Genomic DNA, 26,426 nt, shown 5'->3' on the forward strand with positions numbered 1-26,426 from the left:
CGATCCGCATGAAGTGGTCGCCGAGCGGCGGTTTCTCCTTCACATTCGCACGGGCACGCAGCTACAGCGCCGAAAGCACCAGCCTCAGCGCACGCGCCTCAGGACGCAGCGCGAACTCGGGCCACACGTCGACACCGCAGGCGCGGGAGCCGAGGCCGTTCTGCGCCGCATCCACGTACAGGTGCGTGCCGGTCGACGTCGGGAGCTCGTGCGGGTGAGCGGCGCCCGCGATCTCCTCAGCCGTGTGCCGTGAGAGCGTGAAGCCCGGCCGGCGCCCGGCCCCGTTGGCGAGCGCCGCGACCCTCAGCCAGGGCGAGCCGGCAGCGGCGAGGTCGAGCGACCGGAACGCCGAGCGGTGACCGGTCTCTTGCGGGCGCGCGTACTGGGCCGACAGCTCGTCGATCCCGGCGGCGAACCGGCCCACCCGGGCGGCGCGCATGCTGTCCGGGTACGACTCTCCCGGACCGGTGCCGAACCACGACGCTTCGTCGACCGCTCCAGGAAGATCAAGGCGCATGCCGATACGCGGCAGGATCAGATCCCACCGCGACGAGAACGCGATCGCCACGCTCAGCAGCACGTCGTCTCCGGAGGCCTCCCACGTCGTCTCGACGCTGACCGAATGGCGCGACGCCGCCGCGGCGTAGCGCGCGAGCTGCCGCACCGAGGTGCCGTCCGGTTCAGAACGCAGGATCCGCCGGGTCATCCGATCGAGACCGGCCGCCTCCCACAGGAGCCCCAGTGCGAACCCGGGCTCGCCGGTGCCGAAGTTCGGCGTCACCCCGGCAGAGTCGTACTGCCCGGCGTGCGAAAGAGAGTCGTTGTCGGTGGGTGCGCGGAACAGCGCGAGAGTCGGATCGGCGACCGGCCGACCGGCGAGCTCGACGAGTTGGCCGCCCTCGAAGACGGCGGGGCCGAGGCGGTGCACGCCCGCGGGAGGAGCCTCGAGGGAGCGAGCGGAACGGCTGCCGAGCGCCGACCGGAGCGGCCTTGCCGACCGAAGCGGCGTCAGATCGTGCTGCCCGGCCGCGACGACGTGCCCGGCGGGAGCCCACGCGGCCTCGGCCGACGTGACGGCCTCGACGGTGAGCCAGGTCTCGCCGTCGGCGCCCACGTCGATCGTCGGCAGAGGCAAAGCGACCGACGACCCCGCTGCAATGCTCGGCACCTCGAGGGCGCCTGAAGCGACCTCGACCCCGTCGACCTCGGCGTGCCAGACGAAGCGGACATCGTCGGAGGGGCGCGAGTGGCGGTGGTTCGAGATGGTGAGGCCGGATCCTTCGCTCTCGCCCGAGAACGCGAAGCGGAACGGCGCGACGACCGCCGCGTACTCGTGGAGACCCGGGGTCGGCGTCTCGTCGGAGAGGATCATGCCGTCCATCACGAAGTTGCCGTCGTGCACCACCTCGCCGAAGTCGCCGCCGTAGCCGAAGAAATCGGTGCCATCGGCCGTGCGGGTGCGGATGCCGTGGTCACGCCACTCCCAGACGAAACCGCCGTGCAGGCGCGGGTGCCGGTCGACGAGGTCTTCGTACTGGTCGATCGCTCCGGGCCCGTTGCCCATCGCGTGCACGTACTCGCAGAGGAGGAACGGGCGCTGGCGCAGACGAGCCGACTCGGCCGCGGTCGCCCCCTGGATGAGCTCGGTGGTGTCGCAGCCGATCAACTCCGTCTCGGGAATCGACGAGTACATGCGCGAGTAGACGTCGGTGTACGAGCCGGTGCGGTCACCCTCGTAGTGCACCGGACGTTCGGGGTCGCGATCGTGCACCCAGGCGCTCATGGCGGCGAGGTTCGTGCCGGTGCCCGCCTCATTGCCGAGCGACCAGATGACGATGCTCGCGTGGTTCTTGTCGCGCTCGACGGTGCGCTCCATGCGGTCGACGTAGACGTCGCGCCAGCGCGGGTCGTCGCTCGGGTTGTCGACCCAGGCGTCGGCCGGGCGATCCCACCAGCCCTCGAGCCCGTTCTGCGACGCTCCGCGCTCGAATCCGTGCGTCTCGAGATCGCACTCGAGCACGACCCAGAGGCCGAGCTCATCACAGAGGTCGAGCAGGCGCGGGTGCGGCGGGTAGTGGCTCGTGCGGATCGCGTTGACGTTGAAGCGCTTCATTCGCGCCAAATCGTCGCGGGCGTGCTGCTCATCGAACACGCGCCCACGGTCGGGGTGCGACTCGTGCCGGTTCATACCGTGGAACACGAGGCGACGGTCGTTGACCAGCAGCAGATCGCCGTCGATGCGGACCGTGCGGAAGCCGACGCGCTGGGTCACCGTCTCGCCGACGCTCGTCACGGTCGCCTCGTACAGGCGCGGCGACTCGGCCGACCAGGGCTCGGCGCCCCCCACACTCAGCGGGACGACCTCGGCCGGGCTCGCCCAGGTCACGTCGACGCCCAGCTCGGCGATCGTGAGCCGCACCGGGAACGCCGACTCGTCGGCACGGATCTCAGGATCCAGCGACCCGCCGTCGCGCTCCGACCATCCGGTGCGCAGCCACACGTCGTCCAGCCCGCCCACCGGCCGCGCCACCACCGTGACCTCGCGGAATATGCCCGGCAGCCACCACTGATCCTGATCCTCGACGTAGCTCGCGGCCGACCACTGGTGCACCCGCACGGCGAGTGTGTTCCGACCCGGGCGCAGCACGCCGGTCACGTCGAACTCCTGCGCCAGGCGACTGCCCGCGCCCGTGCCGATCTCGACACCGTTCAGCCACACCTTGTAGGTCGACTCGACGCCGTCGAAGCGAAGGAGGTGCGTGGCGGCGGCGGTCCAGGCGTCGGCGCCGTCAGCACTGTCGCCAGCAGCTCCCTCGGGCTGTCCGCCGGGGATCTCGAAGTCGCGGCGGTAGTCGCCGGTGGGGTTCGCGTCGGGCACGAACGGAGGGTCGACCGGGAACGGGAACTGCACGTTCGTGTAGATCGGCGAACCGTAGCGGCCGTCGTGCCCGAGCACCCAGTGTGAGGGCACGGCCATCGACTCCCAGTCGTCGACGCTCGTGTCGGGATCGACGAACGCCGTGTCTCCGGCGGCGTGCGGAAGAAGCCGGAATGCCCACTCGCCCGACAGATCGAGACTCAGCGCGTCGGTGTGCAGCCACGACCGTGCCGCAGCTCGGCGACCGGTGCCGGGCGTGATGGCGGTGACGTAGTCGGGGGTGCTGCTCATCGGTGGATCTCCTTCGATCGGGGGCGATGTTCACGCTAACATGCCTGCGGCCGCGGGGCCGATTGCCGCCGATTGCCGGTTGTCGAGTGCCGCCAAATGCCGCGCGGCCCGGGCTCGCCGATGCATTGGGCGGCACTCGCGGCCGAGCGTCACTCGGACGCGCCACCGCACCGGCAGGCCGGGCACCGAGTGCCGCCAAATGCCGCGGCGCGCGGCCGTGGTGCGGCAATACGCGGCACTCGGGGTCGCGCGCTGCTCTGAGGCCGAGGGGAGGCACCGCGAGCCGAGTGCCACATGCCGAGTGCCGCCAAATGCCGCGCGGCACGGGCTCGCCGATACATTGGGCGGCACTCGCGGTCGAGCGTCGATCGGCCGGGCCACCGAGTGCCGCCAAATGCCGCGGCGCGCGAGCGTGGCGCGGCAATAGGCGGCACTCGCGGCCAGAACGGCAGAGCGACGCACCCCGCGCGACAGAACGTCGATTTCCGCCGGCGCAGGGGCCCGGCACCATGGCCCGATGACGACGACGAATGACGCGCTCCTCCGCACCGACAGCAACTTCACCCCGCTCGAGGCCGCCGGTCGCGATCACCTGTGGATGCACTTCTCGCGAATGGCGCCGTTCCAGTCGAAGCCGATGCGGGTGATCGACCACGCCGAAGGAATGTACCTGTGGGACGATCGCGGCCAGCGGATCCTCGACGGTCTTGCCGGCCTCTTCGTCGTGCAGGCCGGCCACGGCCGACACGAACTCGCCGAAGCCGCCGCCGAGCAGGCCAAGAAGCTCGCCTACTTTCCGGTATGGGGCCATGCGAACCGGCCCGTGATCGAACTGGCGGAGCGTCTCGCTACGTACGCACCGGGATCCTTGAATCGGGTCTTCTTCACGTCGGGCGGCGGCGAAGCCGTCGAGAGCGCGTGGAAGGTCGCGAAGCAGTACTTCAAGCTGACCGGCAAACCACAGAAGCACAAGGTCATCTCGAGGATGGCCGCGTACCACGGCACCACGCAGGGAGCGCTGGCGATCACCGGCCTCCCCGCGATGAAGCAGGCGTTCGAGCCGTTGACACCGGGCGGATTCCGCGTGCCGAACACCGACTTCTATCGCGCCACCGACGAGTGGAACGGCGACGAACGAGCCTTCGGACTCTGGGCGGCGAACCGTATCGAGGAGGCGATCCTGTTCGAAGGCGCCGACACCGTGGCGGCCGTCGTGCTCGAGCCAGTGCAGAACTCGGGGGGCTGTTACACGCCGCCGCCCGGATACTTCGCTCGAGTCCGCGAGATCTGCGACAAGTACGACGTTCTGCTGGTCTCCGACGAGGTCATCTGCGCGTTCGGACGGCACGGCACCATGTTCGCCTGCGAGAACTTCGGCTACGAGCCCGACATCATCACCTGCGCGAAGGGCATGTCGTCGGGCTACGGGCCGATCGGCGCGATGATCGCCAACGAGCGCGTGATGGAGCCCTTCTTGCACGGTACCGACTTCTTCCCGCACGGCTACACCTTTGGCGGGCACCCGGTCTCGGCGGCCGTCTCGCTGGCCAACCTCGACCTCTTCGAGCGCGAGGGCCTCAACCAGCGCGTGCTCGACAACGAGGGTGCCTTCGGGGCCACGCTGTCGAAGCTGCTCGACCTCGACATCGTCGGCGACGTGCGCGGTGACGGCTACTTCTGGGCCATCGAACTGGTCAAAGACAAAGGATCCAAGACGACGTTCGATGCGGCCGAACGCGAGCTCCTCATCAAGCAGTTCTTACCCGGCGCGCTGATGGAGAACGGCCTCTACTGCCGGCCCGACGACCGCGCGAACCCGGTGATCCAGCTCGCGCCGCCCCTCATCGCCGGGCAGGCCGAGTTCGACGAGATGGAGCAGATCCTGCGCGCGACGCTGCTGGAAGCTGCTCGGCTGGTGTGAGGGTGCGCGCTCGCGGGGGTGTCGCCGCCGAGGTCGCGTGAATCGGCCGTTGTCACAGCGCCGCGGCGCGCGAGCTAGGCCGATTCGCACGATGTCGCCGTGCGCCCGTCGCGGTAGCGGGCCCAGCTAGGCCGGGTCGGCCGGATTCGAGTCGGTGCCGAGCCGCCGAAGCAACTCGATGAGCTGGGCGCGATCCTGGCGGGTCAGTGGCGCGAGCTTCACCTCTTCTTCGGCGACGAGCTGCAGCATTGCCTGGTCGACCATTTCGCGACCGGGATCGGTCATGTGCACGAGTACGCCGCGACCGTCGTCGGGGTTTTTGCGGCGTTCGACGAGCCCACGCTCTTCGAGCAGGTCGAGCCGGTTGGTCAGCGTGCCGCTCGTGACCATCGTGATGCGGACCAGCTGGGCGGGGCTGAGCTGAAAGGGCTCACCGGCGCGGCGCAGGGCGGCGAGCACGTCGAACTCCCAGATGGCCAGGCCAGCGCTCTTGAACGCGGCGGCTCGAACGGTATTGAGGTTCAGCGCCACACGGCGGAGGCGCGACATCACGTCGAGGGGCGAGAAGTCGGTCTCGGGAAGCTGACCGGCCCACGCATCGATCAGGAGATCGACCTCGTCACTGCGTTCGGATGACATGGCTCCGAGACTACTCAGTGCTTACTCGGAAGCCGCCCAGCAACGAACGGCTTCCCTTCGGGGACCGTTCGACAGGGTCCGCACGTAAGCGGAGAAGTCGGAGCAGTCCGCCCTCCTTCACTCGCGCGATTGTTTTCGGTGACCGCGCGGTAGCAGGAGCTTGTAGGCCGCATAGGCAAACGCGGCCAGCGCGGTCATTGTCGCGACTCCGAAAATGATGTCTGAGGATGTTGGCACGAGAGGGTTCACGCACCCACGATAGCCCCGGAATCCGACAGACGGAATGATTTGTCTAGTATGTTGAATTCTGACTATGTTCATCCGGGCAAACGGACCGGGGATCTACGCGCACGGGTGGATGTAACACGGCCGGGAGGACCCCGTAAAGGTTCCCTCCCGCGGCACACACCAGAAGCTGCCCAGCAAGGGAGGTAACGAGACCGAAACACGCGTCGGCGAGAATCGTCAGCATGTCTCCAGAAGAGACGCGGACCGCCACTGCGCCACAAGCGCCCCCGGCCACTCCCGTCACCGTGTCCATCACCCGTATCGTCCAGCCGGATCGGATTCCCGAAGCCACCGGCTGGGTGCAGGCCGGGGTGAATCTCGCCAATCGCTATCCGGGATTCCTCGGATCGGGGTGGGTGCGTTCGCACGGCACCAGCGACGAGTGGCACATGCTGTATCGCTTCGCGGATCCCGACCTCCTCGACCGGTGGGAATCCTCGCCCGAGCGGACCGCCTGGCTCGCCGAGGGCCGCGACCTCGTCGTCGAGTCGCGCGTCGAGAAGCGGACAGGCATCGAGGGGTGGTTCGACTCCCACGAGAACGGGGCCCGGGGCGCCGGGTCGGGTTCGGATGCCACCGCGGTGCCGCCGCCACGCTGGAAGCAGGCGACGAGCATCTGGGTCGGCTTCTTCCCTGTCAACCTGCTCTTCACCTACCTGACCACGCTGCTCATCCCGGGCTGGACGTCACTGCCGATCCTGCCGAAGGTGCTGATCACGACGCTGACGCTGACGCCGATCATGGCGTACTGGGTGCTGCCGCTGGCGACGCGGCTGCTGAGGCCCTGGCTGAACGCGCCGCGCTGACGGCTCGGGCGCGCTGACGGGCGCGCGGCCCCGGCGGCGCGGCGGCTCCGGCGGCTCCGGCGGCTCCGGCGGCAATTTGAGAGCGATCCCGGTACCCCGCCCCATTTTTCGGCGCCGCGGCCTGGACCGCCCACCGAATCGCTCGCAAATTCGCGGCGCCGCGGCCGAATTCGCACCCGCACGCGCGAGGATGAGGCATGACCGACGCCGCTCTGACCGTCACCCGCCTGCGAGACGCGTTCGACGCGGGCCGCACCAAGCCGCTCGCCTGGCGCACGGCTCAGCTGACGGCGCTGCGCGCGTTGCTCGTCGACCACTCCGCGGACCTCGAGCAGGCGCTGTTCGACGACCTGCACAAGAACGCCGACGAGGCGCGCCTCACCGAGATCGACATCGTCGTGGCCGAGATCGACCATGCACTGGGGCATCTGCGCGAATGGTTGCTGCCGAAGCGCAGCCCGGTGCCGCTTCTCATCGCCCCGGCCACCGCGCGGATCGTCCGCGAGCCGCTCGGGGTCGTCCTGATCATCGCGCCGTGGAACTACCCGGTCCAGCTCCTCCTCGACCCGCTGGTGGGGGCACTCGCGGCCGGAAACTCGGTCGTGCTGAAGCCGAGCGAGTTGGCGCCGGCCACCTCGGCGACTCTCGCCCGTCTTGTCGGCAAGCACTTGGATCCTGACGCCGTTGCCGTGATCGAGGGCGGTGCCGACGCGACGACGGAGCTGCTCGAACAGCGGTTGGACCACATCTTCTTCACCGGGGGCGAGCGCGTCGGGCGGATCGTCGCCAGGGCCGCGGCCGAGCAGCTGACACCGGTCACGCTCGAACTCGGGGGCAAGTCGCCGGTGTGGATCGATGACACGGTCGACCTCCACGTCGCCGCGAAACGCATCGCCTGGGGCAAGTTCATGAACGCCGGGCAGACCTGCGTCGCGCCCGACTACATCCTGACCACTCCCGCGCTCGCGCCCCGGCTCATCGAGGCTGTCGCGCAGGCGATCCACGGTTTCTACGGCGACGATCCGGCCGTCAGCCACAGCTACGGTCGCATCGTCTCGGACTCCCAATTCGACAGGCTCGTCGCGCTGCTCCCGGAGAGCGGCCCCGACGGAGAGCCGACAGGCGGTGCGGTGCTCGGCGGCCGGCACCATCGCGCGACCCGGTACCTCGAGCCGACCATCCTCTCGGGCGTGAGCCTCGACGACGAGATCATGCAGAACGAGATCTTCGGGCCGATCCTGCCGATCGTCGAGGTACGTGACCTCGACGAGGCGATCCTCGTCATCCGGTCGCGTCCGAAGCCGCTCGCTCTCTACGCGTTCACCGAGTCGGAGGAGGCGAGGCGCAGGATCCTGGAAGATACGTCGTCAGGAGCCGTCTCGTTCGGCGCTCCCTCGGCGCACCTGTCGGTTGCCGGTCTGCCGTTCGGCGGCGTCGGCACCAGCGGCATGGGCGCCTATCACGGCGAGCGCGGTCTGCTGACGTTCAGCCACGAGAAAGCCGTGCTGTCGAAGCCGCTGCACCCCGACACTCTGCGCATCGCGTACCCGCCGTTCACGCGGGGCAAGGACGCGTTCGTGCGCAGCGTGCTGGGGCGGCTGCGCTGACTCCGCCGGGCCGCCTCCGAATTTGAAGGAGAAACGCGCGGCCGGCGACGAACTCATGCGGATCGGGCGGGGTCGACGGCGTGGATCTCCTTCCAATTTGCAAAGGGGGCCGGGAGCCGAGCGACGTAACGTCCCGCCGACTCGTGGTAACTATTAGGGGTGACGACCCGACGCCTCCGAAGGAATCTGCCATGACCGTATTCGAAGGCGCCCGACGCGGCGACGGCCACAGCCGCGAAGACGTGCGGGGCGCGGTCGACGCGTCTCTGCGCGAAGACGTCAGCTACCTCGGCAACCTGCTCGGCCGTGTACTCACCGAGTCCGGCGGCGCCGATCTGCTCGCCGACGTCGAGCGCGTCCGCCGCTCCGTGATCGCCGCCTACGAGGGCGACGCCGATGCTTCGGTCGAGGCCGCGCAGCAGCACATCGACAGCCTTGATCAGGAGCGCGCCGAGGAGGTCGCTCGCGCGTTCACCTGCTACTTCCACCTGTCGAACCTCGCCGAGGAGCACCACCGCGTGCGCGTTCTGCGCCGCCGCGGGTCGACCGCCGGGTCGGCCTCCGACTCGCTCACCGCGACCCTCGACCTGCTGACCGACGAGGTCGGAGCCGAGCAGGCCGCCGAGCGCCTGCAGAACCTTCGCTTCCAGCCCGTGCTGACCGCTCACCCGACCGAGGCCCGCCGCCGCGCCGTCGCTTCGGGCATCCGCCGCATCAGCGACCTGCTCGAGGCGCGCGACCGCAGCGAGAACGACGTCGAGACCGCTGCCGTCGAGCGCCGGCTGCTCGAAGAGATCGACACTCTGTGGCGCACCTCGCCGATCCGGACGACCCGGCCGACCCCGCTCGACGAGGTCCGCACGGCGATGAACATCTTCGACCAGACCCTGTTCGAGGTCGTGCCGCGCGTCTACCGCCTGCTCGACGACCGTCTGCAGGGGCCTGACGCCGGGGCCAAGCCGCCCGTCGCCCCCGCGTTCCTCCGCCTCTCGAGCTGGATCGGCGGTGACCGCGACGGCAACCCGCACGTGACCGCCGATGTGACGCGCCAGGCCGCCGAGATCGCTGCCGAGCATGTGCTCCTCGGCCTCTACCGCGCCGCGTCGCGCATCGGCGGCACTCTCACGCTCGACGAGGACGACACCCCGCCCAGCGCAGGGCTCACGGCTCTCTCCGACGCGCAGTACGCCCTCGACCCCGACCTCGCCGGACGCATCGGGCTCCGCTCGCCGCACGAGACCCACCGCCGCGTGCTCCTCTTCATCTCGGCGCGCATCGAGGCCACCCGCCGCGGTGACGCCCTCGGCTACTCCTCCCCCGACGTGCTGCTCGACGAGCTGCGCACCATCCAGTTGTCTCTCCGCGACGCCGGGGCTCACCGCGCTGCCTACGGCGAGTTGCAGGGGCTGATCTGGCAGGTCGAGACGTTCGGCTTCCACCTCGCCGAACTCGAGGTGCGCCAGCACTCGCAGGTGCACCGCAACGCCCTCGCCGAGGTGCGGGCGGGCGGCGAGCTCAGCCCGATGACCGTCGAGGTGCTCGAGGTCTTCCGCACGATCGCCTCGCTGCAGAAGCGCTACGGGCATCGCGCGGCCGCTCGGTACATCGTGTCGTTCACGCAGTCGTCCGCCGACATCGAGAACGTGTTCGCGCTGGCGGAGATCGCTTCAGGATCCGGCGAAGCCGCACCCGTGCTCGACGTGATCCCGCTGTTCGAGACGTTCGCCGACCTATCGGCGAGCACTCGGATCCTGAGTGAGGCTCTCGCGAGCGAGCCGTACCAGGCACGCCTCGAGGCCACGGGCCGCAAGGTCGAGGTCATGCTCGGCTACTCTGACTCGTCGAAAGACGTCGGGCCCGTGTCGGCGACCTTCGCCCTGTACGACGCGCAGGCGCGGATCGCCGACTGGGCCGAGTCGAACGACATCGAGCTGACGCTGTTCCACGGACGCGGCGGCGCAATGGGCCGAGGCGGCGGGCCGGCGAACGAGGCCGTCATGGCTCAGCCTCCCGGATCGGTCGACGGTCGCTTCAAGATCACCGAGCAGGGCGAGGTCATCTTCGCCCAGTACGGCGACAAGACGATCGCTGCGCGCCACATCGAGCAGATGGCGGCCGCGACGCTGATGGCGTCGAGCCCGTCGAACGAGAAGCTCAACGCCGACGCGGCCGCCCGCTACGGGTCGCTCGCCGAGCAGATGGACGCGGCATCGCGCGAACGCTTCTTCGCCCTCATCAAGGCCGACGGATTCGCGAAGTGGTTCGCGGCCGTCACCCCGATGGAAGAGATCGGCCTGCTCGCCCTCGGCTCCCGCCCGGCCCGCCGCGGCCTGTCGGTCGAATCGCTCGAAGACCTCCGGGCGATCCCGTGGGTGTTCTCGTGGTCGCAAGCCCGGATCAACCTGGCCGGCTGGTACGGCCTCGGGTCGGCGCTCGAGTCGATCGGCGACGTCGACGTGCTCCGCGACGCGTTCGCCAACTGGCCGCTGTTCGCCGCCATGATCAAGAACGTCGAGATGTCGCTCGCGAAGACCGACGAGACGATTGCGCGCCAGTATCTGGCTCTCGCCGACCGCGCCGACCTCACGGACGCCGTGATGGACGAGATGACACTGACCCGTGACTGGGTCATCAAGATCAGTGGATCGACGGATGTGCTCGGCGGTCGACCTGTGCTCAGTCGCGCTGTCCGCCTCCGCAGCCCCTACGTCGATGCCCTGTCGCTGTTGCAGCTTCGTGCGTTGCGCGGCATCCGTCGATCGGTGGAGAAAGATCCGGCTGACGCCGACCACCGCCTGCTGCTGCTGACGGTCAATGGCATCGCCGCCGGCCTCCAGAACACCGGCTGATTTTTTTCGGCCGCCCCGCACTTAAACGAACACAGCGCAGGATCCGAGTTTGGTTGGCCCGGATCCTGCGCTCTGCGTCGTTCTAGCGGCGGCCGAGGCGACGCTCGCCGCCGGAACCCGTCTGGTACGGCACCTCGTAGTACGTGTAGATCGCGGGCTCGTCGGCTGCCTGGAGCTCGCCGTCGGTCGCGATGAACGGTGCGTCTTTGATCTTCTTCTTGCCGTATTCCACCTTGAGGTGCTTCGGCGCAACGGTGGCGCCCTGAAGCGGGACGAAGACGAGCTTCTTACCGCCGAGCACACCGGTTTCGACCGTGGCGAATGCCGGCTGGTCGGTGGAGGTGTCGAAGTACAGGCTCTCGAGCGTGCCGACTTTGTCGCCGCTCTGGTCGACGACCGGCAGGCCGATCCAATCGCGCAGGTTCTCCGGTTCGAACACAGGTGCCTCCTTGTGGCGGGTCGGTGCCTCCGACCTCTGAGACAACGGTAGTCGGCTAGGCCGTGGCCTGTTCCCGCGCCGGAGTGGCGTGGCGCTGGGCGGCGCACGGCGAGATGGCCCGAACTACGTCGAACAGGGCTCGCAGCCGGAGATTGGGCCATCTCGCGCCGCCCGAGAGCGAAAGCGCGCGCCGAGATCGCAATTGCGGTCGGTTCAGGACGACCACAAGTGCGATCTCGGCGAGACCGTCAGGCGCAGGCCCCCAGATCAGTTACGAGTGACGCGGTAGATGCCGTAGATGACGCCGGGAACGTGACCGAGAAGCTGCAGCAGGAACGCCCAGAGCACTTTGATGCTGGGGCCGTCGACCAGGAGCACCGCGATGAACGGGAAGAAGAAGCAAAGGACGATGAGAAGGATCTTGCGCACGGAGTGCCTGCTTTCTGAAGAGAGATCGGCTAATTGTTGCCGGTGAACTGACCGATGAGCTGCTGGATGAAAGGAATGACGTCCTGCACCTGGTCGACGCTGGCGAAGGCCGTAGCGACCAGGGGCCAGAGCGAACCGACGAGAGTCGCGATGATGGCTGCGACGGCGGTGATCCAGGCCAGCGCCCCGATGCGGGCGACGAATGTCAGCACGAGGAACCCGAGCCCGACCACGTAGCTGATGACGATCGCAGCAGTGATCGCCCCGACGGGAACGCGCAGGGCTCCGAAGGTGGTGGCGTCAGCCGCGCCGATCAGACCGAGAACGGGAAGAAGGATCCCGGCCACGATCACCACAGACACGATCACGCCGGTGATCAGCGCTGCCCAGACCGCGCGGGGCCGGCGTCGCTGCCCCGCGCTGAACGAGCGGGTCTTCACGCCCGCGTCTCGTCACTGGCAGAAGTCGCCTTCGCGTCGAGCTGCACTCGGGGCGCGTCGGCCTGAGCATCGATCTCGGCGAGCTTCTCGTCCGCCTTGGCATCGAGTTCGTCGAGCTTTTCGTCGGCTTTCTCGTCGAGTTCGTCGAGCTTCTCGTCCGCCTTCGCCTCGAGCTCGTCGAGGGTTGAGACGGCCTCCGGGGTCGAGACGGCACTCGGGGTCGAGGCGGCATCAGCACCGGAGCGGTCGTCCGCAGCCGCCGCCACCTCGTCGGCCGTGGCTTCCGCCTTGGCCTGGAAGTCGGCTACGCGCTCGTCGGCCTTTTTGGAGAAGTCAGCGACCTTGTGGTCGGCCTGCGCCTTGAGCTCGCTAGCTTTCGCGCCGGCCTGCTCGACGAGGTCGGCGGCTCCGTTCCGCAGCTCGCCGATCTTCGTGTCGGCCTGCGCTCGGAGGTCGTCGACCTTGGCGTCGGCATCGGCCTTGAGATCGCCGGCCTGCGCCTGCAGCTCGCCCGCCTTGTCGCCGGCCTTGTCTCTCAGCTCGCCCGCCTTGTCGCCGGCCTGCTCAGCGAGATCGCCAGCCTTGTCTCTCAGCTCACCCGCCTTGTCGCCGGCCTGCTCGGCGAGATCGCCGGCCTTGTCTTTCAACTCGCCCGCCTTCTCACCGGCACGGTCGATGGCGTCCAGAACCGCGGGATCCTTGTCGTACGGCCCGTGAATGTCGGTCACCGTGATGTTGATCACGACGCTGCCTGAGACGAGCTGCGTCGCCGCCCGGCTCACCTGATCGCGCGTGGTCTCGACGACCTTGTCGACGGGGTGGGGGTACTCGACGACGAGGTCGAGGTCGACCGTGGTGACGCCGTCCTCTTCGGAGACCGTCACGCCCGGTGCACTCGATGTGCCGCGGATCTGCCGGCTGGCTCGGTCGAGCGTTCGGGCGGCGAGGCCTCCGAGGTGGTGCACGCCGGTCACTCCGGAGGCGGTCTCAGCCACCGTCGTGCTGAGCAGCTGGGCCGGGCTCTCGTCGGCACCGTGGGTGGCGTCGATTCCCGTGAGGTCGACTGGGGAGGGCTGCGGACGGGTGGCGTCTCCCGTGACGGTGTCGGACATTCGGTTCTCCTTCGGTGAAGCGGAATAGCAGGATGGGACTCGGCGGGTGAGGGCCTAGTCGGTGAGGGCCAGGGCGCGGGTTCGCGACAGCTGGCGGTGGAGGATCCCGGCGATCGCGGCGCCGACGAGCGGAGCGACGAGGAAGACCCAGAGCTGCGAGAGCGCGGTGGGCCCGCCGTACAGTGCGGCGGCGATGGAACGGGCCGGGTTTACAGACGTGTTGCTGATGGGAATGCTGATCAGGTGGATCAGGGTGAGCGTCAGGCCGATTCCGAGCGGAGCGACAGCCTTGTATTCGGGCTTGGCGGTGATCGAGAGGATCAATGCCACGAAGACGCCCGTGAGGATGACCTCGGTGAGGAAGACCGCTCCGAGCCCGAAGCCTCCGGGTGAGGCGTCTCCGAACCCGTTCGACGCGAATCCACTGTCGCGGGCCGCGGCGAAGTAGTTTCCGGGGCCGCCCGCGGCGATGACGGCGAGCGCGCTGGAAGCCACCGCACCGCCGACGATCTGGGCGACGACGTATCCGGGCACGTGACGCCACTCGGTGCGACCGGCGATGGCCAGACCGACCGTGACGGCGGGGTTGAAATGCCCGCCCGAGATGTGACCGACGGCGTAGATGCCGGCCATGACCGTCAGCCCGAAGGCCAGGGCAACGCCGACGAAACCCACACCGAGCGTGTTGGCGCTGGTGGGGAACGCGGAGGCGTACAGAGCCGTGCCGACACCGCCGAAGACCAGCAGGAATGTGCCGAAGACCTCGGCGAGAAGCCGGGAGGTGGCGGGGTAAGTCTGCGCCTTCTGACCGCGCTGTTCGGCGGTGGACCGGCTGACAGGACGCTTGCCTGTGCTCATGAGAAACCTTTGTTGACGTGGTGAGTAGAGAGAAGGGGCCCGGAGTACCCGAGCCCCTCTCGACGGAGACCCGAGATCAGACGACGCGAGCGGTTCCGCTCATCTGGGCACGGAGACCGCCGACGATCTGCACGACGATCGGCGTCTGAGTGCCGAGGAGGGCATCCCATTCGGCAACCGCCTTGTCGACGGTGGCGCCGATGTCGACGGGCGAGACGCCGCGGCGGGTCTGCACGGTGACGCGAAGCACAATCTGCTTGTTGACCTCGAACGCGGTGACGTCGACCGAGATGATTCCGGGATCGCGGGTGAGGCTCTCTTCGAGAACCTGCTCGGCCACCTTGGCATCGACGCTCAGGCTGCCGCCGGTCGTCTTGTCGCGACCCTCGCCGCTGTCGACGGTGAGGAGCGTGTTCGTGCGGCCGTGCCCCTGACGGAAGATGAACCAGAGAAGCAGCACGATCAGCACGAGGGCTGCGGCCGCCACGACCCAGAGGATCCAGGGCTGGCCACCCGAGAGGGCATCGGACGTCGGCCCCGTGGCGTCGTCGGCGCCCTGCGACACCGGCTTCTGCACGTCGGGTAGGAGGGCACCGACGGCGACTGCGCCGCCGGCGAGGAGGAGGACGAGCCCGATCACGAAGACGAGGGCGCGGTTGAGGAAGCGATTCGTGTTGGTCATCAGCTCAAGGTTCCTTTCTCGGAGACGCGAACCCGAGAGCGGAGGCTCGGGCTGTAGTCGTACGACTTCAGCTCGTCGTTTACGGCCTCCTCGATGCTGCGGACGTCCGCAGTACGGCCCGACGTCGGTGTGACGTCGACGTCGACGGTGCGCTTGCCGACGGTGACCTTCACCTGGTCGGGATCGATGTCTCCGGCGTAGGCACCGGTCTGGGCCACGCTCTGCGCGATGACCCGATCGTCGACCACCGATGCAGTGCGCTCGGAGACCGAACCTCGACGCCCTTTTCGCCCGGGAGCGAGCGAGACGACGATGAGAACGAGCCCGATCACGGCGACGACGGCGCCTCCGGCGGTGAGGAGGCCGACCGGGCCGCTCACGGCACCGAGCACAGCGACCGCAGCGTCTTTGGGCGAGACGAGGAGTGCCGGCTGGCCGAGAGCGGCCAACACGGATTCCATGCCGAACCAGGCGAACACCACGATCAGAAGGACGGCCAGGGCGATGGCGATGCCCGATCGGGAGGAATGGGTCTCACGGCGAACAACTCGCCGGTAGATCGCCGGGCTGGTCATGAGACCCTCTTTCGTTCTCGGAGTTCGACACCCGTGATTCGGAGGTCGACCCGCCCGACGGAGGAGCCGGTGAGCTCCAGGCATCGGTTGCGGATGGTGGTCTGGGCCGCGGTCAGACGCTCGAGCAGGGTTCCGTTCGAGCGACGCCCGACGACGCCGAGGGGGCTGATGTGGATGGGCGTCTTGGCGATCACGGTGAGCGAGCCGTTGTCGTCGGTGAGTTCCACCGAGACGTCGGACGCACTGACGCTGAGGGCGTCCGCGGTGACGGCCGACACGACCCGACGCACAGCGCGCGACGTGATCTTCGTACGACCGTGGAGGCCGGAGGTGGCCGGCACAGCGTCGGCCATCACCGCCGCGGTCACGAGGACCGCCGCCCGCGGAGCGTGTCAGAAAGAGACTTCACGTCGAGCTTGCCCTCGACGACCCGTCCGACACCCCAGCCGATCACGATGGCGACAGCCACCAGGATCATCGCCCAGAAGCCGAACGCGACTGCTGCCAGTGCCAGGACGGCACCGATCAGCATTCCTTTGGTGGTGGGGGTCACTTGACGCGGCTCTCGGTCTCGTCGTTGTTGTCGTCGTCGTCGGACGGGATGTAGACGTCGGAGACGGTGACGTTGACCTCGGTGACCTCCATGCCGACGACAGTCGAGATGGCCTCGGTCACACTGGCGCGGACGCTGTCGGCGAGCTTCTGAAGCTCGACGGGGTACTCGGCGACGACGATGATGTCGGCGGCAACCTGCTTCTCGCCGACCTCGACCTTGATGCCCTGGCCGCGGTCCTGCTGGTTGATGGCGCTGCGGATGGCGCCAATGGCACGGGCTGCTCCGTTACCGAGGTCGTGCACGCCGGGAACCTCGCGGGCAGCGATGCCGGCGACCTTCTCGACGACGCCCTCGGCGATGGTGTTCTTGCCGGTGGCGGCGTGGGCTCCGGCCGAGTTCTTGGCGACGGTCGAGCTGGAAGTCGGGGTGACGTTCGTCATTTTTCTCTCCATTAGCTGGTGGTGGTGCTCACCGGGGTCCCGGTGAGCGAGGCCCGAAGTGATCAGGCACATCATTCAGACGCATGCACCCGGACTCGCGTCATGCTCATCCAGGAAATCATCAGATTTTGTTCAGTTGGTGGCGCTTTCCGGCTAGCGATTGGGGCTCTATGTACCCCTAACGCCGGAGCGTTTCGTTCGGTTTTTCCCCGAAGCGTTGCTGGTACGCGGTGGCGAATCGACCGAGGTTTCCGAACCCCCATGCCCGTGCCAGGTCGTTGACGGTGGCAGTCTTCGGGGTGTGCTCAAGAAGGTCTCTCCGCACACGGTCGAGCCGGATCCTGCGCAGGTATTCGGTCGGTGACAGTTCGAGGTGCCGCTGGAAGGCGTTCTGCAGTGACCGGGTGTGGAGGCCCACATTCGCCGCGGCATCCGCGGGCGTGATGGGCAGATGGGCGTTGTTGTGCAGGAACTCCACGGCGGCCCGGACCCTCGTGAGGCGAGGCACGAGGAACGCGTCGGGCACGTGCTGGGTGTGCCACGGGAAGACGTCGAGCAGAGTACGAGCCAGCTGCAGATTCGTCTCCATCCGCACCAGGCGCGTGGCTGCGGCGTCGGTCAACACGGGGGTGGCCGCGGTGACGGCTCGTCGCCACGTGGCGACGGCATCGTCGGGCAGCGGCGTGCCGTATCGGAAGACGAGCGGTTGAACGCCTCCACCGTGGCGCTCCGAGGCGACGCCGTCGAGGAAGGGGCCGGATATCTGCACGACGTTCTGCCGACTGGGCTGAGCCTCGAAGACGAAAGGGACCGTCGTCGGCAGGAGCACGGGTTGCCCCTCCGCCAGCGCGAACGAGGTGTCGCCCACGGTGAGGGCGGCCGCGCCCTCGCGGAGCCAGGTGACGACGTAGTCGTCGAGCTTCGACACCTCGCTGATCATCGTGCCGGTGACGCTCGCCATGCGGAGGGTGATGTGAGCATCGCCCGACGAGGCGAATCGAAACTGGAACGGGCGCGACGAGGGCACACTGCGAACCCGAGCACCGCCGTAGAAGCGCTCCATCAGACGAGCGGCCTCCTCACGACTCCGACCGGACATCTCCCGCTGGGCGAACGGCGCGCCCCCCTCAGTGAGAACCGGATCGGGGTCGCCACCGACGGTCGCGGGATTCGCCGTGCCTGGCAGATGTGCTGCGGGATCCTCGATGCGCTGCGAAACGACGTCGTCATCGGCATCGGGCGCCGAGGGCAGGATGGTGCTCACTTCTCTCCTTCTGTCGATCGCATCGCGATCGGACTCGGACGGGGACCACGAGGGTTCCGCCACTATGGAGACGTGTGCCGACGCGTGGATGTCACGAATTCGCATGGAAGTATTTCGGAGGGAGACGTTTCGAGGATGGCTCGTGTTCGCGCCCCACTACACGGGTAGAACGATCGGGTTACCCCTTGCCAGCTCCGAGCACCGTCGCGAATGGGCCACTGACTGGCGGGCCGAGTGAACGAAGTGGTATTCAGGAGAAGCAGACCGTAGCCACACGGACAGATCGAGCAGGGGAGGGCGTCATCGACGATCACGCCCAGCTCTCCACTGCCGCCGATGCCACGCTCGCGGCACGAGCGATCGACGGCGACATCCAGTCGTTCGAGGTGCTCGCCCGGCGTCATGGGCCGCTGATGCGCGTGTACTCCGCAAAACTCCTCGGCTCCGATATCGAATCGGACGACGTCGTCCAAGAGGCGTTCCTCACCGGGTGGAGACAGATCTCCGAGCTCGACAGCCCGGCGCACATCCGCAACTGGCTGATGCGCATCGTCACCCGCAAAGCCATCGACCGCATTCGAGTCAGGCGCGAGCACGACGACATCGACGATTGGGATCCCCCCGCGCCCGCGGCGACGAATCCCGAGCGGATCGTCGAGACTCGCCTGCAACTCGACGCGGTGTCGGAGGCACTCGACCGGTTGCCAGCCGACCAGCGACGGTGTTGGCTGTTACGTGAGACCGCCGGTTACAGCTACCAAGAGATCGCCGACGCTCTCGAACTCCCGATCCCTACCGTCCGCGGCCTCCTGGCCCGGGCACGCCGATACGTGCTCCACGAAATGGAGGCATGGCGATGACACCCGACGACCGTGCCGCTCCCGACGACGGTGCCGTTCCTGCCACCCCAGCCAACCCCGACGACCTGCCCGTCTCCGCCGACGACGACCTCGACGGCTACACGATGGAAGAGCTCGGCGACTACCTCGACCGAGGCCGGACCCCGTACGACCCCGGAATCGAGAACTCCGCCTCGTGCCGCCTCGCGCTCAGCGGAATGACACGCATGCGCGAGCTTTCGCAGACCGTGCTCGTCCGCGAATCCCGTGCCATGCCGGGTCGTGACGACACCTGGATCTCCGGGCTCCTCGACACGATCAAAGCCGAGATCACGTCGGGTCGGGACATCCCCGTGAGCCACTCGGATCCTGCGCTTCGACTCGCTCTGACCGAGGCGGCCGTGCGCGGAATGATCCGGCGAGCCGGCGACACGATGGGCGGCCTCATCATGGGCCGGTGCACTCTCGACGGCGACGTGACCACCCCGGGCGAGCCGATTCGCGTCGATGTCACTGCGAGCCTCGAGTTCGGCCTCTCGCTCGCCGACACGGCCGCGAAGCTCCGCGAGCGCATCGGCTACGCCCTCGCCCGCCATACCGAACTCGTGGTGAGCACGATCGACGTGACGATCGACGACATCTACACGACCGGAGGGCCGCGGTCATGAGCGACGAAATCGAGCTCGCACGCGGAAACGATGCCGCGCTCTCCGGAGACGACGACACCGCGCTCTCCGGGCAGGACGACACCGCGCTCTCCCGCGAGCTCACCGCCGCGATTCGCTCCACCGAGGGAGTCACGGGCGTCTATCCCGCGCAACCGAGCATCGAGGCGGCCGTCGATGCCGTCGCCGTGCGGCTCGCCCTCCGGCAACCCGACGTCCTCGTCGACATCGATCGCGCTGACGGCTTCACGACCGTGAGCGCCCACATCGCGACCAGCGCGGCCGTGCCCGCCACCGAGACCCTGCGAGCGGTCGGTGAGCTCATCCGAAGCACACTGGGCGAGGCGGGGCCCCTCGCCATCAACGTCAAGGTGCGACTGATCGACGACACCGGTCGGCCCGCCTCGAAGTAGACGCTGAGCTGATCGGTTCGACCTACCGCTAGTCGGCTGCGATCAGGGTCGAGATGTCGTCTTGCACCCGGGCGAAGAGTTCGCGCGCCTTGTCGGCCGTGATCACTCCGCGGTCGAGCGCGTCGACGACACCGAAGATGCGAAGCCGCAGCTCGGCGCGGTTCATGAACGAGACTCCGGCCGACGAGTCGAGCTGGGCGAGGAGACTCAGCCGCGTGGAGATGATCGATGCCTCGAGGACTGCACGCGTCATGAGAATCTCTCCGCGGGCTCCGTGCCCACTGGGTTCGGTTGTCGCGAGGGCGGTTGACTCCTCGCGGGCTGCCGTCGACGTGCAGACCGCAAGTGCGCTACTGCGAAAGGCCTCCCAGGGGAGCAGTCAGCAGCGTCTTCGATGTCCGAGCCGAACACGGCTGAGATTACGCTCGTGCGCTGGTCTGCGCCAGAGCGTCGAGGATTCGCACAGGTGCGGCGCGAGTATTACGAGTGGGCCATCGACCGGAGGTCAGCAGCGATCAGGGTCTCAGCCGCTCGCCGAGCCTGCCCCGCTGCCGTGTTTTCGCCGCTGATCGCCGCGGTCGTCTGAGCCCCTTCGGCGAGGATCGCCAGCTGGGCCGCGAGCTCGGGCCCTCCCCCGGCGTCGGAAACGAGCCGCGCGACGTACTCCTGAAACAACCTCTTGTGCACGCGCGCCGCGTTCGCGACGCCCGGCGACACGGCTCCGAGCTCGCCGAACGCGTTGATGAACCCGCAGCCGCGAAACGAGTCGGTGTCGAACCAGTCGAGCAGGTAGTCGAACACGGCCAGCACGCGGCCTTCGGGCACTTTCTCCTCTTCGACCGCGGCCTCGAGCCCCGTGGTCCATCGCTCGTGCCGGCGCACCAGCACCGCGAGGACGATCGACTCCTTCGACGGAAAAAGACTGTAGAGACGCTTCAACGACACCTCGGCCGCCTGCCGCAGATCATCCATTCCGACCGCCTGAATGCTGCGTGCGTAATAGAGCTCGTCGGCCGTGGCGACGATCCGATCGCGAATTTCGTCTTCCGTCATGAGACCAGTCTACTTGCGCGAGAACGATCGTTCCCTTATCGTTTTGTCTACCAAGAGAACGATCGTTCTCCAGAGCGAAGGATCCGCCCCATGTCTTCCATCACCACCTCCCCCGAGGCCCTCACCACACCCATCACCGGCCACTACGTGACCACTCCCGCACCGCGCCACGGCGTCATGGGCTCCTACATCAGCGGCCTCGAATCGCGCCCCTTCGCCGGGACCTACACCGGACGCACCACGCACCTGGACGTCGTCGGCTCGTACGTCGCCGCTGAGAAGGCTCAGCCGCGCTCCGCCTCGGTCTCCGTTCGGTACACCTCGACCGGCTCGATCCGCCTGCCCCGCGCCGCGTAGCCGTTCTCGCCGTTTAACCGCGCCGCAGTGTCGGTGGTCTTCGATACCGTTTTGACACCATGAACGAACCGACACCCTTCCGGCCGACCGGCACGAAGACCGAGGCCCCCGCGATGCGCTGGCAGGGTCAACGGGTCGATGCGGTCGACGGCGGTGCGCTCCCCGGTCTCGCTCAGATCACCGGCCTCGTACGAAGCGTGCAGACCCCCGAGTTCCAGGGCATCACGTTCCACGAGGTGCTCGCCAAATCCGCTCTCAATCACGTGGCGGCGACAGCCCGCGTGATGCCGGGCGAATACACGATCAACCCCTACCGCGGCTGCTCGCACGCCTGTGTCTACTGCTACGCCCGACCCACCCACGAGCACCTCGGCATGGGTCTCGGAGACGACTTCGAGACGCAGATCGTCGTCAAGACCAACATCGCAGAGGTCTTGCGACGGGAGCTGTCGCGCAAACGCGTTCTGCCCGACCGGGTCGCCCTCGGCACCAACACCGACCCGTACCAGCGGGCCGAAGGGCGCTACGCGCTCATGCCCGGCATCATCGATGCCCTGACCGACGCACGAATGCCGTTCTCGATCCTCACCAAGGGCACGCTGATTCGACGCGACATCGGCCGTCTGCGTCGAGCCGCTGATCACGTCGACGTGCAGCTCGGGCTGTCCATCGCCGTGCTCGACGACGACCTCCAGCGTTCGATCGAGCCCGGCACCCCGTCAGCGACGGCCCGACTCGAGACCCTCAAGGCGATCCGCGACGCCGGCCTCGACTGCACCGTCTTCGCGGCGCCGCTCTTGCCCGGGCTCACCGACAGCGCCGAGCAGATCGACTCGCTCGTGGGCGCCCTGGCCGATGCCGGCGCCACCAACGTGCTGCCGACGCTCCTCTACCTCCAGCCCGGCGTGAAGGAGCTGTACTTCGCCTGGTTGCAGCGCGAGCGACCCGACCTCGTCGCCGGCTACCGTCGCCTCTACGCCGGCGGCACCCAGGCGAGTGGCGACTACCAGAAGCTCGTCTACCGGCGCCTTCGCGATGCTCTCGTGCGGCACGGGCTGCCGATCCCCAATCGCGACACCCACGAGCTCTTCCAGCTTCGCGGCAAGCGCCCGTCGCCCGCGCCCTCCGAGGTGCCCGCAGCGCCGACCCTGTTCTGACGTCGCTCGCCGGGCTGTGCGGCGGGTGAGTCGGGGTTCGGGTGCTCGCTCGCGGGGCTGGTGCTCGTGCTGGTGCCGGCTCTGGTGCTGTGCTTGTGTCGGCTCAGGCGGCCTCGCGAGATGGCCGAACCTACCGCCACGCGCGCCCGTCCGCGTAGACCAGGCCACCTCGCGCGCGCGGCGCCGCGTCGCTTGCCGAGATCGCACTTCTGCTCGCCCCCACCCGACCCCAACTGCGATCTCGACCCGCGAGATGGCCGCAACTACCGCCACGCGCCCCCAAACGACGTAGATCGGGCCACCTCGCGCGCGCGGCGCCGCGCCGCTCGCCGAGATCGCACTTGTGGTCGCCCCCACCCGACCCCAACTGCGATCTCGGCACGGACCCCCTCGCCGCACGCCGAAGGCGCCGCGGCCGCGGTGCGGGCCGAAGGCCTCGCGCCGCGCGCGCCGAAGGCGCCAGCAAGCACCAGTAGGTTCGCCGCCCCCGAACGCCTCTCGCCCAGCGAGAAGCGTTCGAGGGCGACGAACCTACCCGCGAGCGTCGGTCGTAGCCGGAATCTCTTCTGCCCGGTCGCCGTTCTTGCGCACGGGGCGCACGTCGCCGACGATCGGCACGGCCTTGCGGTAGGCGAACCAGGCGTAGCGCGAGATGAAGTGCGCCATAGTGGTGACCCGGTTGCTGTTGCCGAGCAGGCTGTAGATGTGGATGACGATCCAGGTGTACCAGGCGAGCACGCCGGTGAGAGTGATCCCGCCGCGGAGTTGGGCGACGGCGGCGTGGCGGCCGATCGTCGCCATGGTGCCGCGGTCGTGGTACTTGAAGGCCCGGGTCGGCTTGCCGGTGAGCACGCGCGCGATCTGCTCGGCGACGTGCGCGCCTCCCTGCAGTGCTGGCTGCGCCAGCTGGTCGAGCGGCTTGGGCGTGAGCGCGATGTCGCCGACGGCGAAGATGCGGTCGTGGCCTTTGACGCGCAGGTCGGAACCGACGAGGATCCGGCCACCCGCACCCTGCTCGAGCCCCCAGCCGTCGACTTCTCCGTGTGCAGTCACTCCGGTGGCCCAGATCACGAGCTCTGCCGGGATCTCTTCGCCGGACGCGGTGACGACGCCGTTCTTGCGCACTTCGGCGACGCCGGTGTTGAGGCGGAGTTCGACGCCGCGTTTGCGGAGCGCGCCCTCCGAGTAGCGGCGCAGTCGCGGTGCGAACGGCTTGAGGAGTTCGCCGCTCCGGTGCACCAGGGTGATCGTGATGCTCTTGCGGTCGATCTCGGGGTAGGCGGTCACGAGCGCCTGGTCGCGGAGCTCGGCGAGTGCGCCGGCCATCTCGACGCCGGTCGCTCCGCCGCCGACGATGACGACGCGGACCTCGGAGGTATCTTCGCGGACAGCGGCCTTTTCGAGTTGCGTGAAGAGCTCGTCGCGGATCCTGAGCGCCTGTGATCGCGAGTACATCGATTTCGCGTACTCCTTGGCGCCGGGGGTGCCGAAGTAGTTGGTGTTGACGCCGTTCGCCAGAACGAGTGCGTCGTACGAGATCTTCTCGCCGTCGGCAAGTTCGATGACCTGCGCCTCGGCATCGATGGTTTTGAGCAGCCCGTGCTGGAAGTTCGCGTTCGGCTGGGTGCTGCGGAGGCTGCGGAGGAAGTAGGTGACGTCTCCGGCGTTGAGGCCGCCGGTCGCCACCTGGTACATGAGCGGCTGGAACATGTTGTAAATGTGGCGGTCGATCAGGGTCACCCGCACCGGCGCATCTTTGAGTGCCTTCAGCGTCGCGATGCCCGCGAAGCCACCTCCGATGATGACGATGTGCGGCAGCTCGGCCATTTTTCCTCTTTCTTGACGAACGAGGAGGCCGGCGAGGGCGCTGGTTCGTCGTCTTCGCTCGAAATCAACTGCAAGGGTATCCCCTGATTCGCTCGCCTTCCGAATTTGAAGGAGAAACCCGCGACGACGCCGCCCGATCCGCCTCACTTTCGGTTTTTCGGTGCGGATCTCCTTCAAATTCGGGGCCGGACTAGCCGCGACGGATGATGCGGGCCTCCCACGGGCGCAGAGTCGTCGCCTCTCCGGGGTCGGCGTAGTTGCCCAGAACCAAGGATCCGCGCCCCCACGAACCCGACCCGAGCACCGTGGCGTCGAGCTCCTCCGACGAGAAGTTGCCCACGACGAGGAGCGACTCGTCGGCGAGGGTGCGCGTGAACGCGAAGAGCGTCGGATGGTCGGGCTCGAGGAGCGTGTACGAGCCGAGAGCGACGACCTCGGACGAGTGCCGCAGCGCGATGAGCCGACGGTAGTGCTCAAAGATCGAGCGATCGGACTGTCGGTCGGCGTGCACGTTGATCAGAGCGGCGTTGGGGTTCACCGCCAGCCAGGGTGAGCCCGAAGTGAAACCCGCCTCGGATCCTTCGGTCCACTGCACCGGAGTGCGCGCGTTGTCGCGCGAGCGGAACCGGAGCGACTCGAGAAGCTCTTCGGGGTCGCGGCCCTCCTCGCGCTGCTCGGCGAACCAGTTGAGCGATTCGATGTCGCGGTAGTCGTCGATCGATGCGAATCCGGCGTTCGTCATGCCGATCTCGTCGCCCTGGTAGACGTAGGGCGTGCCCCGATGCAGGTGCAGGATCGTCGCGAGCAGAGTCGCCGACTCGAAGCGGAACTCGTCGTCGTCGCCGAAGCGGGAGACCGAGCGCGGCTGGTCGTGATTGGCGAGGTAGAGGCTGTTCCAGCCGGTGTCGGCGAGGCCTTCCTGCCATCGGCTGAGCGAGCTCTTCAGGTCGCGGAGATCGAGCGGCACGTTGTCGAACTTCGAGGCCGGGCCGTGATCGAGCCCGACGTGCTCGAACTGGAACACCATGTCGAGCTCGAGCCGATCGGCGCCGGTGAAGAGCTTCGCGTCGTCGACCGTCACCCCGGGCATCTCGCCGACTGTGATCAGGTCGGCCTCGCGGCCGGCGAACACGCGCTCGTTCATCTCGCGCAGGTACTCGTGGATCTGCGGGCCCATCGAGAACCCCTCGCTGTCGCTCACGAGGTCGCTCTGGATCTTGGCGATGTGGTTGATGACGTCCATGCGGAAGCCGTCGACACCTCGGTCGAGCCACCAGTTCATCATCGAGTAGATCGCGTCGCGCACCTCCGGGTTCTCCCAGTTGAGGTCGGGCTGCTTGGGCGCGAAGAGGTGGAGGTAGTACTGGTCGTCGACCGATCGGTTGACGGTCGATCGGTTGACGGTCGATCGGTTGTCTGCGGAACCGTCGGTCGATCGGTTGTCGGCGTGGTCGTCGATTGATCGGTTGTCAGCGTGGTGGTCGGCGGCTGCGAGCTGCGTCCAGGCCGGGCCGCTGAAGGCGCTGCGCCACAGGTTCGGCTCGGTGCGGCCATCACGGGGGCTCCGGTCGACGCCGTCGCGCCAGACGTACCAGTCGCGCTTCGGGCTCGTGCGAGACGACTTCGACTCCCGGAACCAGGCGTGCTCGTCACTCGTGTGGTTGACGACGAGGTCCATCACGAGTTTGAGGCCGCGCTCGTGTATCTCGGCCAGCAGCAGGTCGAACTCGTCGAGGGTGCCGAAGAGCGGGTCGATGTCGCGGTAGTCGCTGATGTCGTAGCCGTTATCGGCCTGTGGCGAGGTGTAGATGGGCGACAGCCAGACGACGTCGACACCCAGGTCGACGAGGTGGTCGAGGTGCTGCCGAATTCCGCCGAGATCGCCGATGCCATCACCATTGGAGTCGGCGAAGCTGCGCGGGTAGATCTGGTAGACGACGGCCTTAGTCCACCAGGCGGGCGCGGGTGCGGGTGCTGCTGCTGCTGGTACTGCGGGCGACTGGGCTGACTCGTCGGCGAGGCTCATTCATCAAGCCTAGGC

At 67.9% G+C, this 26,426-nt stretch carries 26 protein-coding genes; 9 read left to right on the forward strand and 17 right to left on the reverse strand.

Features of this window, described 5'->3' with window-relative positions; genetic code table 11:
* Positions 1-61: 61 nt before the first annotated feature.
* The gene (locus tag VH571_RS01960) at positions 62-3,169 is read right to left on the reverse strand and encodes a glycoside hydrolase family 2 TIM barrel-domain containing protein (protein ID WP_423263064.1); all 3,108 of its coding nucleotides are present in this window, start codon (positions 3,167-3,169) and stop codon (positions 62-64) included.
* A gap of 517 nt (positions 3,170-3,686) precedes the next feature.
* Here VH571_RS01960 and VH571_RS01965 point away from each other — a divergent pair.
* On the forward strand, positions 3,687-5,090 hold the full coding sequence (locus VH571_RS01965) for an aspartate aminotransferase family protein (RefSeq protein WP_423263065.1): 1,404 nt from the start codon (positions 3,687-3,689) through the stop codon (positions 5,088-5,090).
* Positions 5,091-5,216: 126 nt separating this feature from the next.
* On the opposite strand, the gene VH571_RS01970 is transcribed toward VH571_RS01965, so the two are convergent.
* On the reverse strand, positions 5,217-5,729 hold the full coding sequence (locus VH571_RS01970; RefSeq protein WP_055960330.1) for a MarR family winged helix-turn-helix transcriptional regulator: 513 nt from the start codon (positions 5,727-5,729) through the stop codon (positions 5,217-5,219).
* 470 nt (positions 5,730-6,199) lie between these two features.
* Here VH571_RS01970 and VH571_RS01975 point away from each other — a divergent pair, with 470 nt between their 5' ends.
* From VH571_RS01975 to VH571_RS01985, 3 genes are all read left to right on the forward strand, one after another.
* On the forward strand, positions 6,200-6,823 hold the full coding sequence (locus tag VH571_RS01975) for an antibiotic biosynthesis monooxygenase (RefSeq protein ID WP_423263066.1): 624 nt from the start codon (positions 6,200-6,202) through the stop codon (positions 6,821-6,823).
* A 197-nt stretch (positions 6,824-7,020) separates the two neighbouring features.
* Entirely contained in the window at positions 7,021-8,430 is a 1,410-nt protein-coding gene (locus tag VH571_RS01980) for an aldehyde dehydrogenase family protein (protein WP_423263067.1), read from the forward strand.
* Between the two features lie 191 nt (positions 8,431-8,621).
* A complete protein-coding gene (locus VH571_RS01985; RefSeq protein ID WP_423263068.1) occupies positions 8,622-11,279 on the forward strand; it encodes a phosphoenolpyruvate carboxylase in 2,658 nt (885 codons plus the stop codon).
* A gap of 82 nt (positions 11,280-11,361) precedes the next feature.
* On the opposite strand, the gene VH571_RS01990 is transcribed toward VH571_RS01985, so the two are convergent.
* The 11 genes from VH571_RS01990 to VH571_RS02040 form a co-directional block, all read right to left on the reverse strand.
* Positions 11,362-11,718: a PRC-barrel domain-containing protein gene (locus VH571_RS01990; RefSeq protein ID WP_123941358.1), complete on the reverse strand. Its 357-nt coding sequence runs from the start codon at positions 11,716-11,718 to the stop codon at positions 11,362-11,364.
* Between the two features lie 267 nt (positions 11,719-11,985).
* Positions 11,986-12,147: a YqaE/Pmp3 family membrane protein gene (locus VH571_RS01995; protein WP_194601749.1), complete on the reverse strand. Its 162-nt coding sequence runs from the start codon at positions 12,145-12,147 to the stop codon at positions 11,986-11,988.
* A gap of 29 nt (positions 12,148-12,176) precedes the next feature.
* On the reverse strand, positions 12,177-12,587 hold the full coding sequence (locus tag VH571_RS02000; RefSeq protein WP_423263069.1) for a hypothetical protein: 411 nt from the start codon (positions 12,585-12,587) through the stop codon (positions 12,177-12,179).
* Entirely contained in the window at positions 12,584-13,699 is a 1,116-nt protein-coding gene (locus VH571_RS02005; RefSeq protein ID WP_423263070.1) for an Asp23/Gls24 family envelope stress response protein, read from the reverse strand. Before VH571_RS02005 ends, VH571_RS02000 begins: the two co-directional genes overlap by 4 nt.
* A gap of 54 nt (positions 13,700-13,753) precedes the next feature.
* Positions 13,754-14,557 carry an aquaporin Z gene (aqpZ, locus tag VH571_RS02010; protein ID WP_423263071.1) on the reverse strand — a complete coding sequence of 268 codons (804 nt, stop codon included), beginning with the start codon at positions 14,555-14,557 and terminating at the stop codon, positions 13,754-13,756.
* Positions 14,558-14,633: 76 nt separating this feature from the next.
* Positions 14,634-15,239 carry a hypothetical protein gene (locus VH571_RS02015; RefSeq protein ID WP_423263072.1) on the reverse strand — a complete coding sequence of 202 codons (606 nt, stop codon included), beginning with the start codon at positions 15,237-15,239 and terminating at the stop codon, positions 14,634-14,636.
* Complete coding sequence (locus VH571_RS02020) at positions 15,239-15,814, reverse strand: DUF6286 domain-containing protein (RefSeq protein ID WP_423263073.1); 576 nt, start codon at positions 15,812-15,814, stop codon at positions 15,239-15,241. Before VH571_RS02020 ends, VH571_RS02015 begins: the two co-directional genes overlap by 1 nt.
* Positions 15,811-16,167 carry a hypothetical protein gene (locus VH571_RS02025; RefSeq protein ID WP_123942331.1) on the reverse strand — a complete coding sequence of 119 codons (357 nt, stop codon included), beginning with the start codon at positions 16,165-16,167 and terminating at the stop codon, positions 15,811-15,813. The genes VH571_RS02020 and VH571_RS02025 overlap by 4 nt, the downstream gene beginning before the upstream one ends.
* A gap of 11 nt (positions 16,168-16,178) precedes the next feature.
* Positions 16,179-16,367 (reverse strand): DUF2273 domain-containing protein, encoded by a 189-nt coding sequence (locus VH571_RS02030; RefSeq protein ID WP_055960357.1) that lies wholly within the window; start codon positions 16,365-16,367, stop codon positions 16,179-16,181.
* Positions 16,364-16,810, reverse strand: coding sequence for an Asp23/Gls24 family envelope stress response protein (locus tag VH571_RS02035; protein WP_055960360.1), 447 nt, complete (start codon positions 16,808-16,810; stop codon positions 16,364-16,366). Before VH571_RS02035 ends, VH571_RS02030 begins: the two co-directional genes overlap by 4 nt.
* Before the next feature lie 178 nt (positions 16,811-16,988).
* On the reverse strand, positions 16,989-18,074 hold the full coding sequence (locus VH571_RS02040; RefSeq protein WP_423263074.1) for an AraC family transcriptional regulator: 1,086 nt from the start codon (positions 18,072-18,074) through the stop codon (positions 16,989-16,991).
* A gap of 185 nt (positions 18,075-18,259) precedes the next feature.
* Here VH571_RS02040 and VH571_RS02045 point away from each other — a divergent pair, with 185 nt between their 5' ends.
* The 3 genes from VH571_RS02045 to VH571_RS02055 are packed head-to-tail and all read left to right on the forward strand — an operon-like array spanning position 18,260 to position 19,991.
* Positions 18,260-18,934, forward strand: a complete 675-nt coding sequence (locus VH571_RS02045; protein WP_423263075.1) for an RNA polymerase sigma factor — start codon at positions 18,260-18,262, stop codon at positions 18,932-18,934.
* Positions 18,931-19,581: a hypothetical protein gene (locus VH571_RS02050; RefSeq protein ID WP_423263076.1), complete on the forward strand. Its 651-nt coding sequence runs from the start codon at positions 18,931-18,933 to the stop codon at positions 19,579-19,581. The genes VH571_RS02045 and VH571_RS02050 overlap by 4 nt, the downstream gene beginning before the upstream one ends.
* Complete coding sequence (locus VH571_RS02055; protein WP_423263077.1) at positions 19,578-19,991, forward strand: hypothetical protein; 414 nt, start codon at positions 19,578-19,580, stop codon at positions 19,989-19,991. The genes VH571_RS02050 and VH571_RS02055 overlap by 4 nt, the downstream gene beginning before the upstream one ends.
* 28 nt (positions 19,992-20,019) lie before the next feature.
* Here VH571_RS02055 and VH571_RS02060 read toward each other — a convergent pair whose 3' ends face one another.
* Entirely contained in the window at positions 20,020-20,244 is a 225-nt protein-coding gene (locus tag VH571_RS02060) for a hypothetical protein (protein ID WP_423263078.1), read from the reverse strand.
* Positions 20,245-20,471: 227 nt separating this feature from the next.
* On the reverse strand, positions 20,472-21,044 hold the full coding sequence (locus VH571_RS02065; RefSeq protein ID WP_423263079.1) for a TetR/AcrR family transcriptional regulator: 573 nt from the start codon (positions 21,042-21,044) through the stop codon (positions 20,472-20,474).
* Between the two features lie 90 nt (positions 21,045-21,134).
* Between VH571_RS02065 and VH571_RS02070 the strand changes: the two genes are divergently transcribed.
* Both VH571_RS02070 and VH571_RS02075 read left to right on the forward strand, forming a co-directional pair.
* The gene (locus VH571_RS02070) at positions 21,135-21,401 is read left to right on the forward strand and encodes a hypothetical protein (RefSeq protein ID WP_423263080.1); all 267 of its coding nucleotides are present in this window, start codon (positions 21,135-21,137) and stop codon (positions 21,399-21,401) included.
* A gap of 113 nt (positions 21,402-21,514) precedes the next feature.
* Positions 21,515-22,558 carry an Rv2578c family radical SAM protein gene (locus VH571_RS02075; protein ID WP_423263376.1) on the forward strand — a complete coding sequence of 348 codons (1,044 nt, stop codon included), beginning with the start codon at positions 21,515-21,517 and terminating at the stop codon, positions 22,556-22,558.
* Positions 22,559-23,089: 531 nt separating this feature from the next.
* Here the strand turns inward: VH571_RS02075 and VH571_RS02080 are convergent.
* Together VH571_RS02080 and VH571_RS02085 are read right to left on the reverse strand one after the other, a co-directional pair.
* Entirely contained in the window at positions 23,090-24,385 is a 1,296-nt protein-coding gene (locus VH571_RS02080; RefSeq protein WP_199726151.1) for an NAD(P)/FAD-dependent oxidoreductase, read from the reverse strand.
* A gap of 190 nt (positions 24,386-24,575) precedes the next feature.
* A complete protein-coding gene (locus tag VH571_RS02085; RefSeq protein WP_423263081.1) occupies positions 24,576-26,411 on the reverse strand; it encodes a glycoside hydrolase family 13 protein in 1,836 nt (611 codons plus the stop codon).
* Positions 26,412-26,426 lie beyond the last annotated feature (15 nt).

Source organism: Frondihabitans sp. 4ASC-45, from assembly GCF_049472575.1.
In the GTDB taxonomy this organism is placed as follows: Bacteria; Actinomycetota; Actinomycetes; order Actinomycetales; family Microbacteriaceae; genus Frondihabitans.

Bases quoted from the DNA above. Each gene is read 5' to 3' on its own strand.
- VH571_RS02060 (WP_423263078.1), bottom strand. From the start codon at position 20,244: ATGACGCGTGCAGTCCTCGAGGCATCGATCATCTCCACGCGGCTGAGT.
- VH571_RS01975 (WP_423263066.1), top strand. From the start codon at position 6,200: ATGTCTCCAGAAGAGACGCGGACCGCCACTGCGCCACAAGCGCCCCCG.
- VH571_RS02035 (WP_055960360.1), bottom strand. From the start codon at position 16,810: ATGACGAACGTCACCCCGACTTCCAGCTCGACCGTCGCCAAGAACTCG.
- VH571_RS02085 (WP_423263081.1), bottom strand. From the start codon at position 26,411: ATGAGCCTCGCCGACGAGTCAGCCCAGTCGCCCGCAGTACCAGCAGCA.
- VH571_RS02055 (WP_423263077.1), top strand. From the start codon at position 19,578: ATGAGCGACGAAATCGAGCTCGCACGCGGAAACGATGCCGCGCTCTCC.
- VH571_RS02050 (WP_423263076.1), top strand. From the start codon at position 18,931: ATGACACCCGACGACCGTGCCGCTCCCGACGACGGTGCCGTTCCTGCC.
- VH571_RS02075 (WP_423263376.1), top strand. From the start codon at position 21,515: ATGCGCTGGCAGGGTCAACGGGTCGATGCGGTCGACGGCGGTGCGCTC.
- aqpZ (WP_423263071.1), bottom strand. From the start codon at position 14,557: ATGAGCACAGGCAAGCGTCCTGTCAGCCGGTCCACCGCCGAACAGCGC.
- VH571_RS02070 (WP_423263080.1), top strand. From the start codon at position 21,135: ATGTCTTCCATCACCACCTCCCCCGAGGCCCTCACCACACCCATCACC.
- VH571_RS02005 (WP_423263070.1), bottom strand. From the start codon at position 13,699: ATGTCCGACACCGTCACGGGAGACGCCACCCGTCCGCAGCCCTCCCCA.
- VH571_RS01960 (WP_423263064.1), bottom strand. From the start codon at position 3,169: ATGAGCAGCACCCCCGACTACGTCACCGCCATCACGCCCGGCACCGGT.
- VH571_RS02015 (WP_423263072.1), bottom strand. From the start codon at position 15,239: ATGACCAACACGAATCGCTTCCTCAACCGCGCCCTCGTCTTCGTGATC.
- VH571_RS01985 (WP_423263068.1), top strand. From the start codon at position 8,622: ATGACCGTATTCGAAGGCGCCCGACGCGGCGACGGCCACAGCCGCGAA.
- VH571_RS01970 (WP_055960330.1), bottom strand. From the start codon at position 5,729: ATGTCATCCGAACGCAGTGACGAGGTCGATCTCCTGATCGATGCGTGG.
- VH571_RS02065 (WP_423263079.1), bottom strand. From the start codon at position 21,044: ATGACGGAAGACGAAATTCGCGATCGGATCGTCGCCACGGCCGACGAG.
- VH571_RS01980 (WP_423263067.1), top strand. From the start codon at position 7,021: ATGACCGACGCCGCTCTGACCGTCACCCGCCTGCGAGACGCGTTCGAC.
- VH571_RS02020 (WP_423263073.1), bottom strand. From the start codon at position 15,814: ATGACCAGCCCGGCGATCTACCGGCGAGTTGTTCGCCGTGAGACCCAT.
- VH571_RS02025 (WP_123942331.1), bottom strand. From the start codon at position 16,167: ATGGCCGACGCTGTGCCGGCCACCTCCGGCCTCCACGGTCGTACGAAG.
- VH571_RS02080 (WP_199726151.1), bottom strand. From the start codon at position 24,385: ATGGCCGAGCTGCCGCACATCGTCATCATCGGAGGTGGCTTCGCGGGC.
- VH571_RS01965 (WP_423263065.1), top strand. From the start codon at position 3,687: ATGACGACGACGAATGACGCGCTCCTCCGCACCGACAGCAACTTCACC.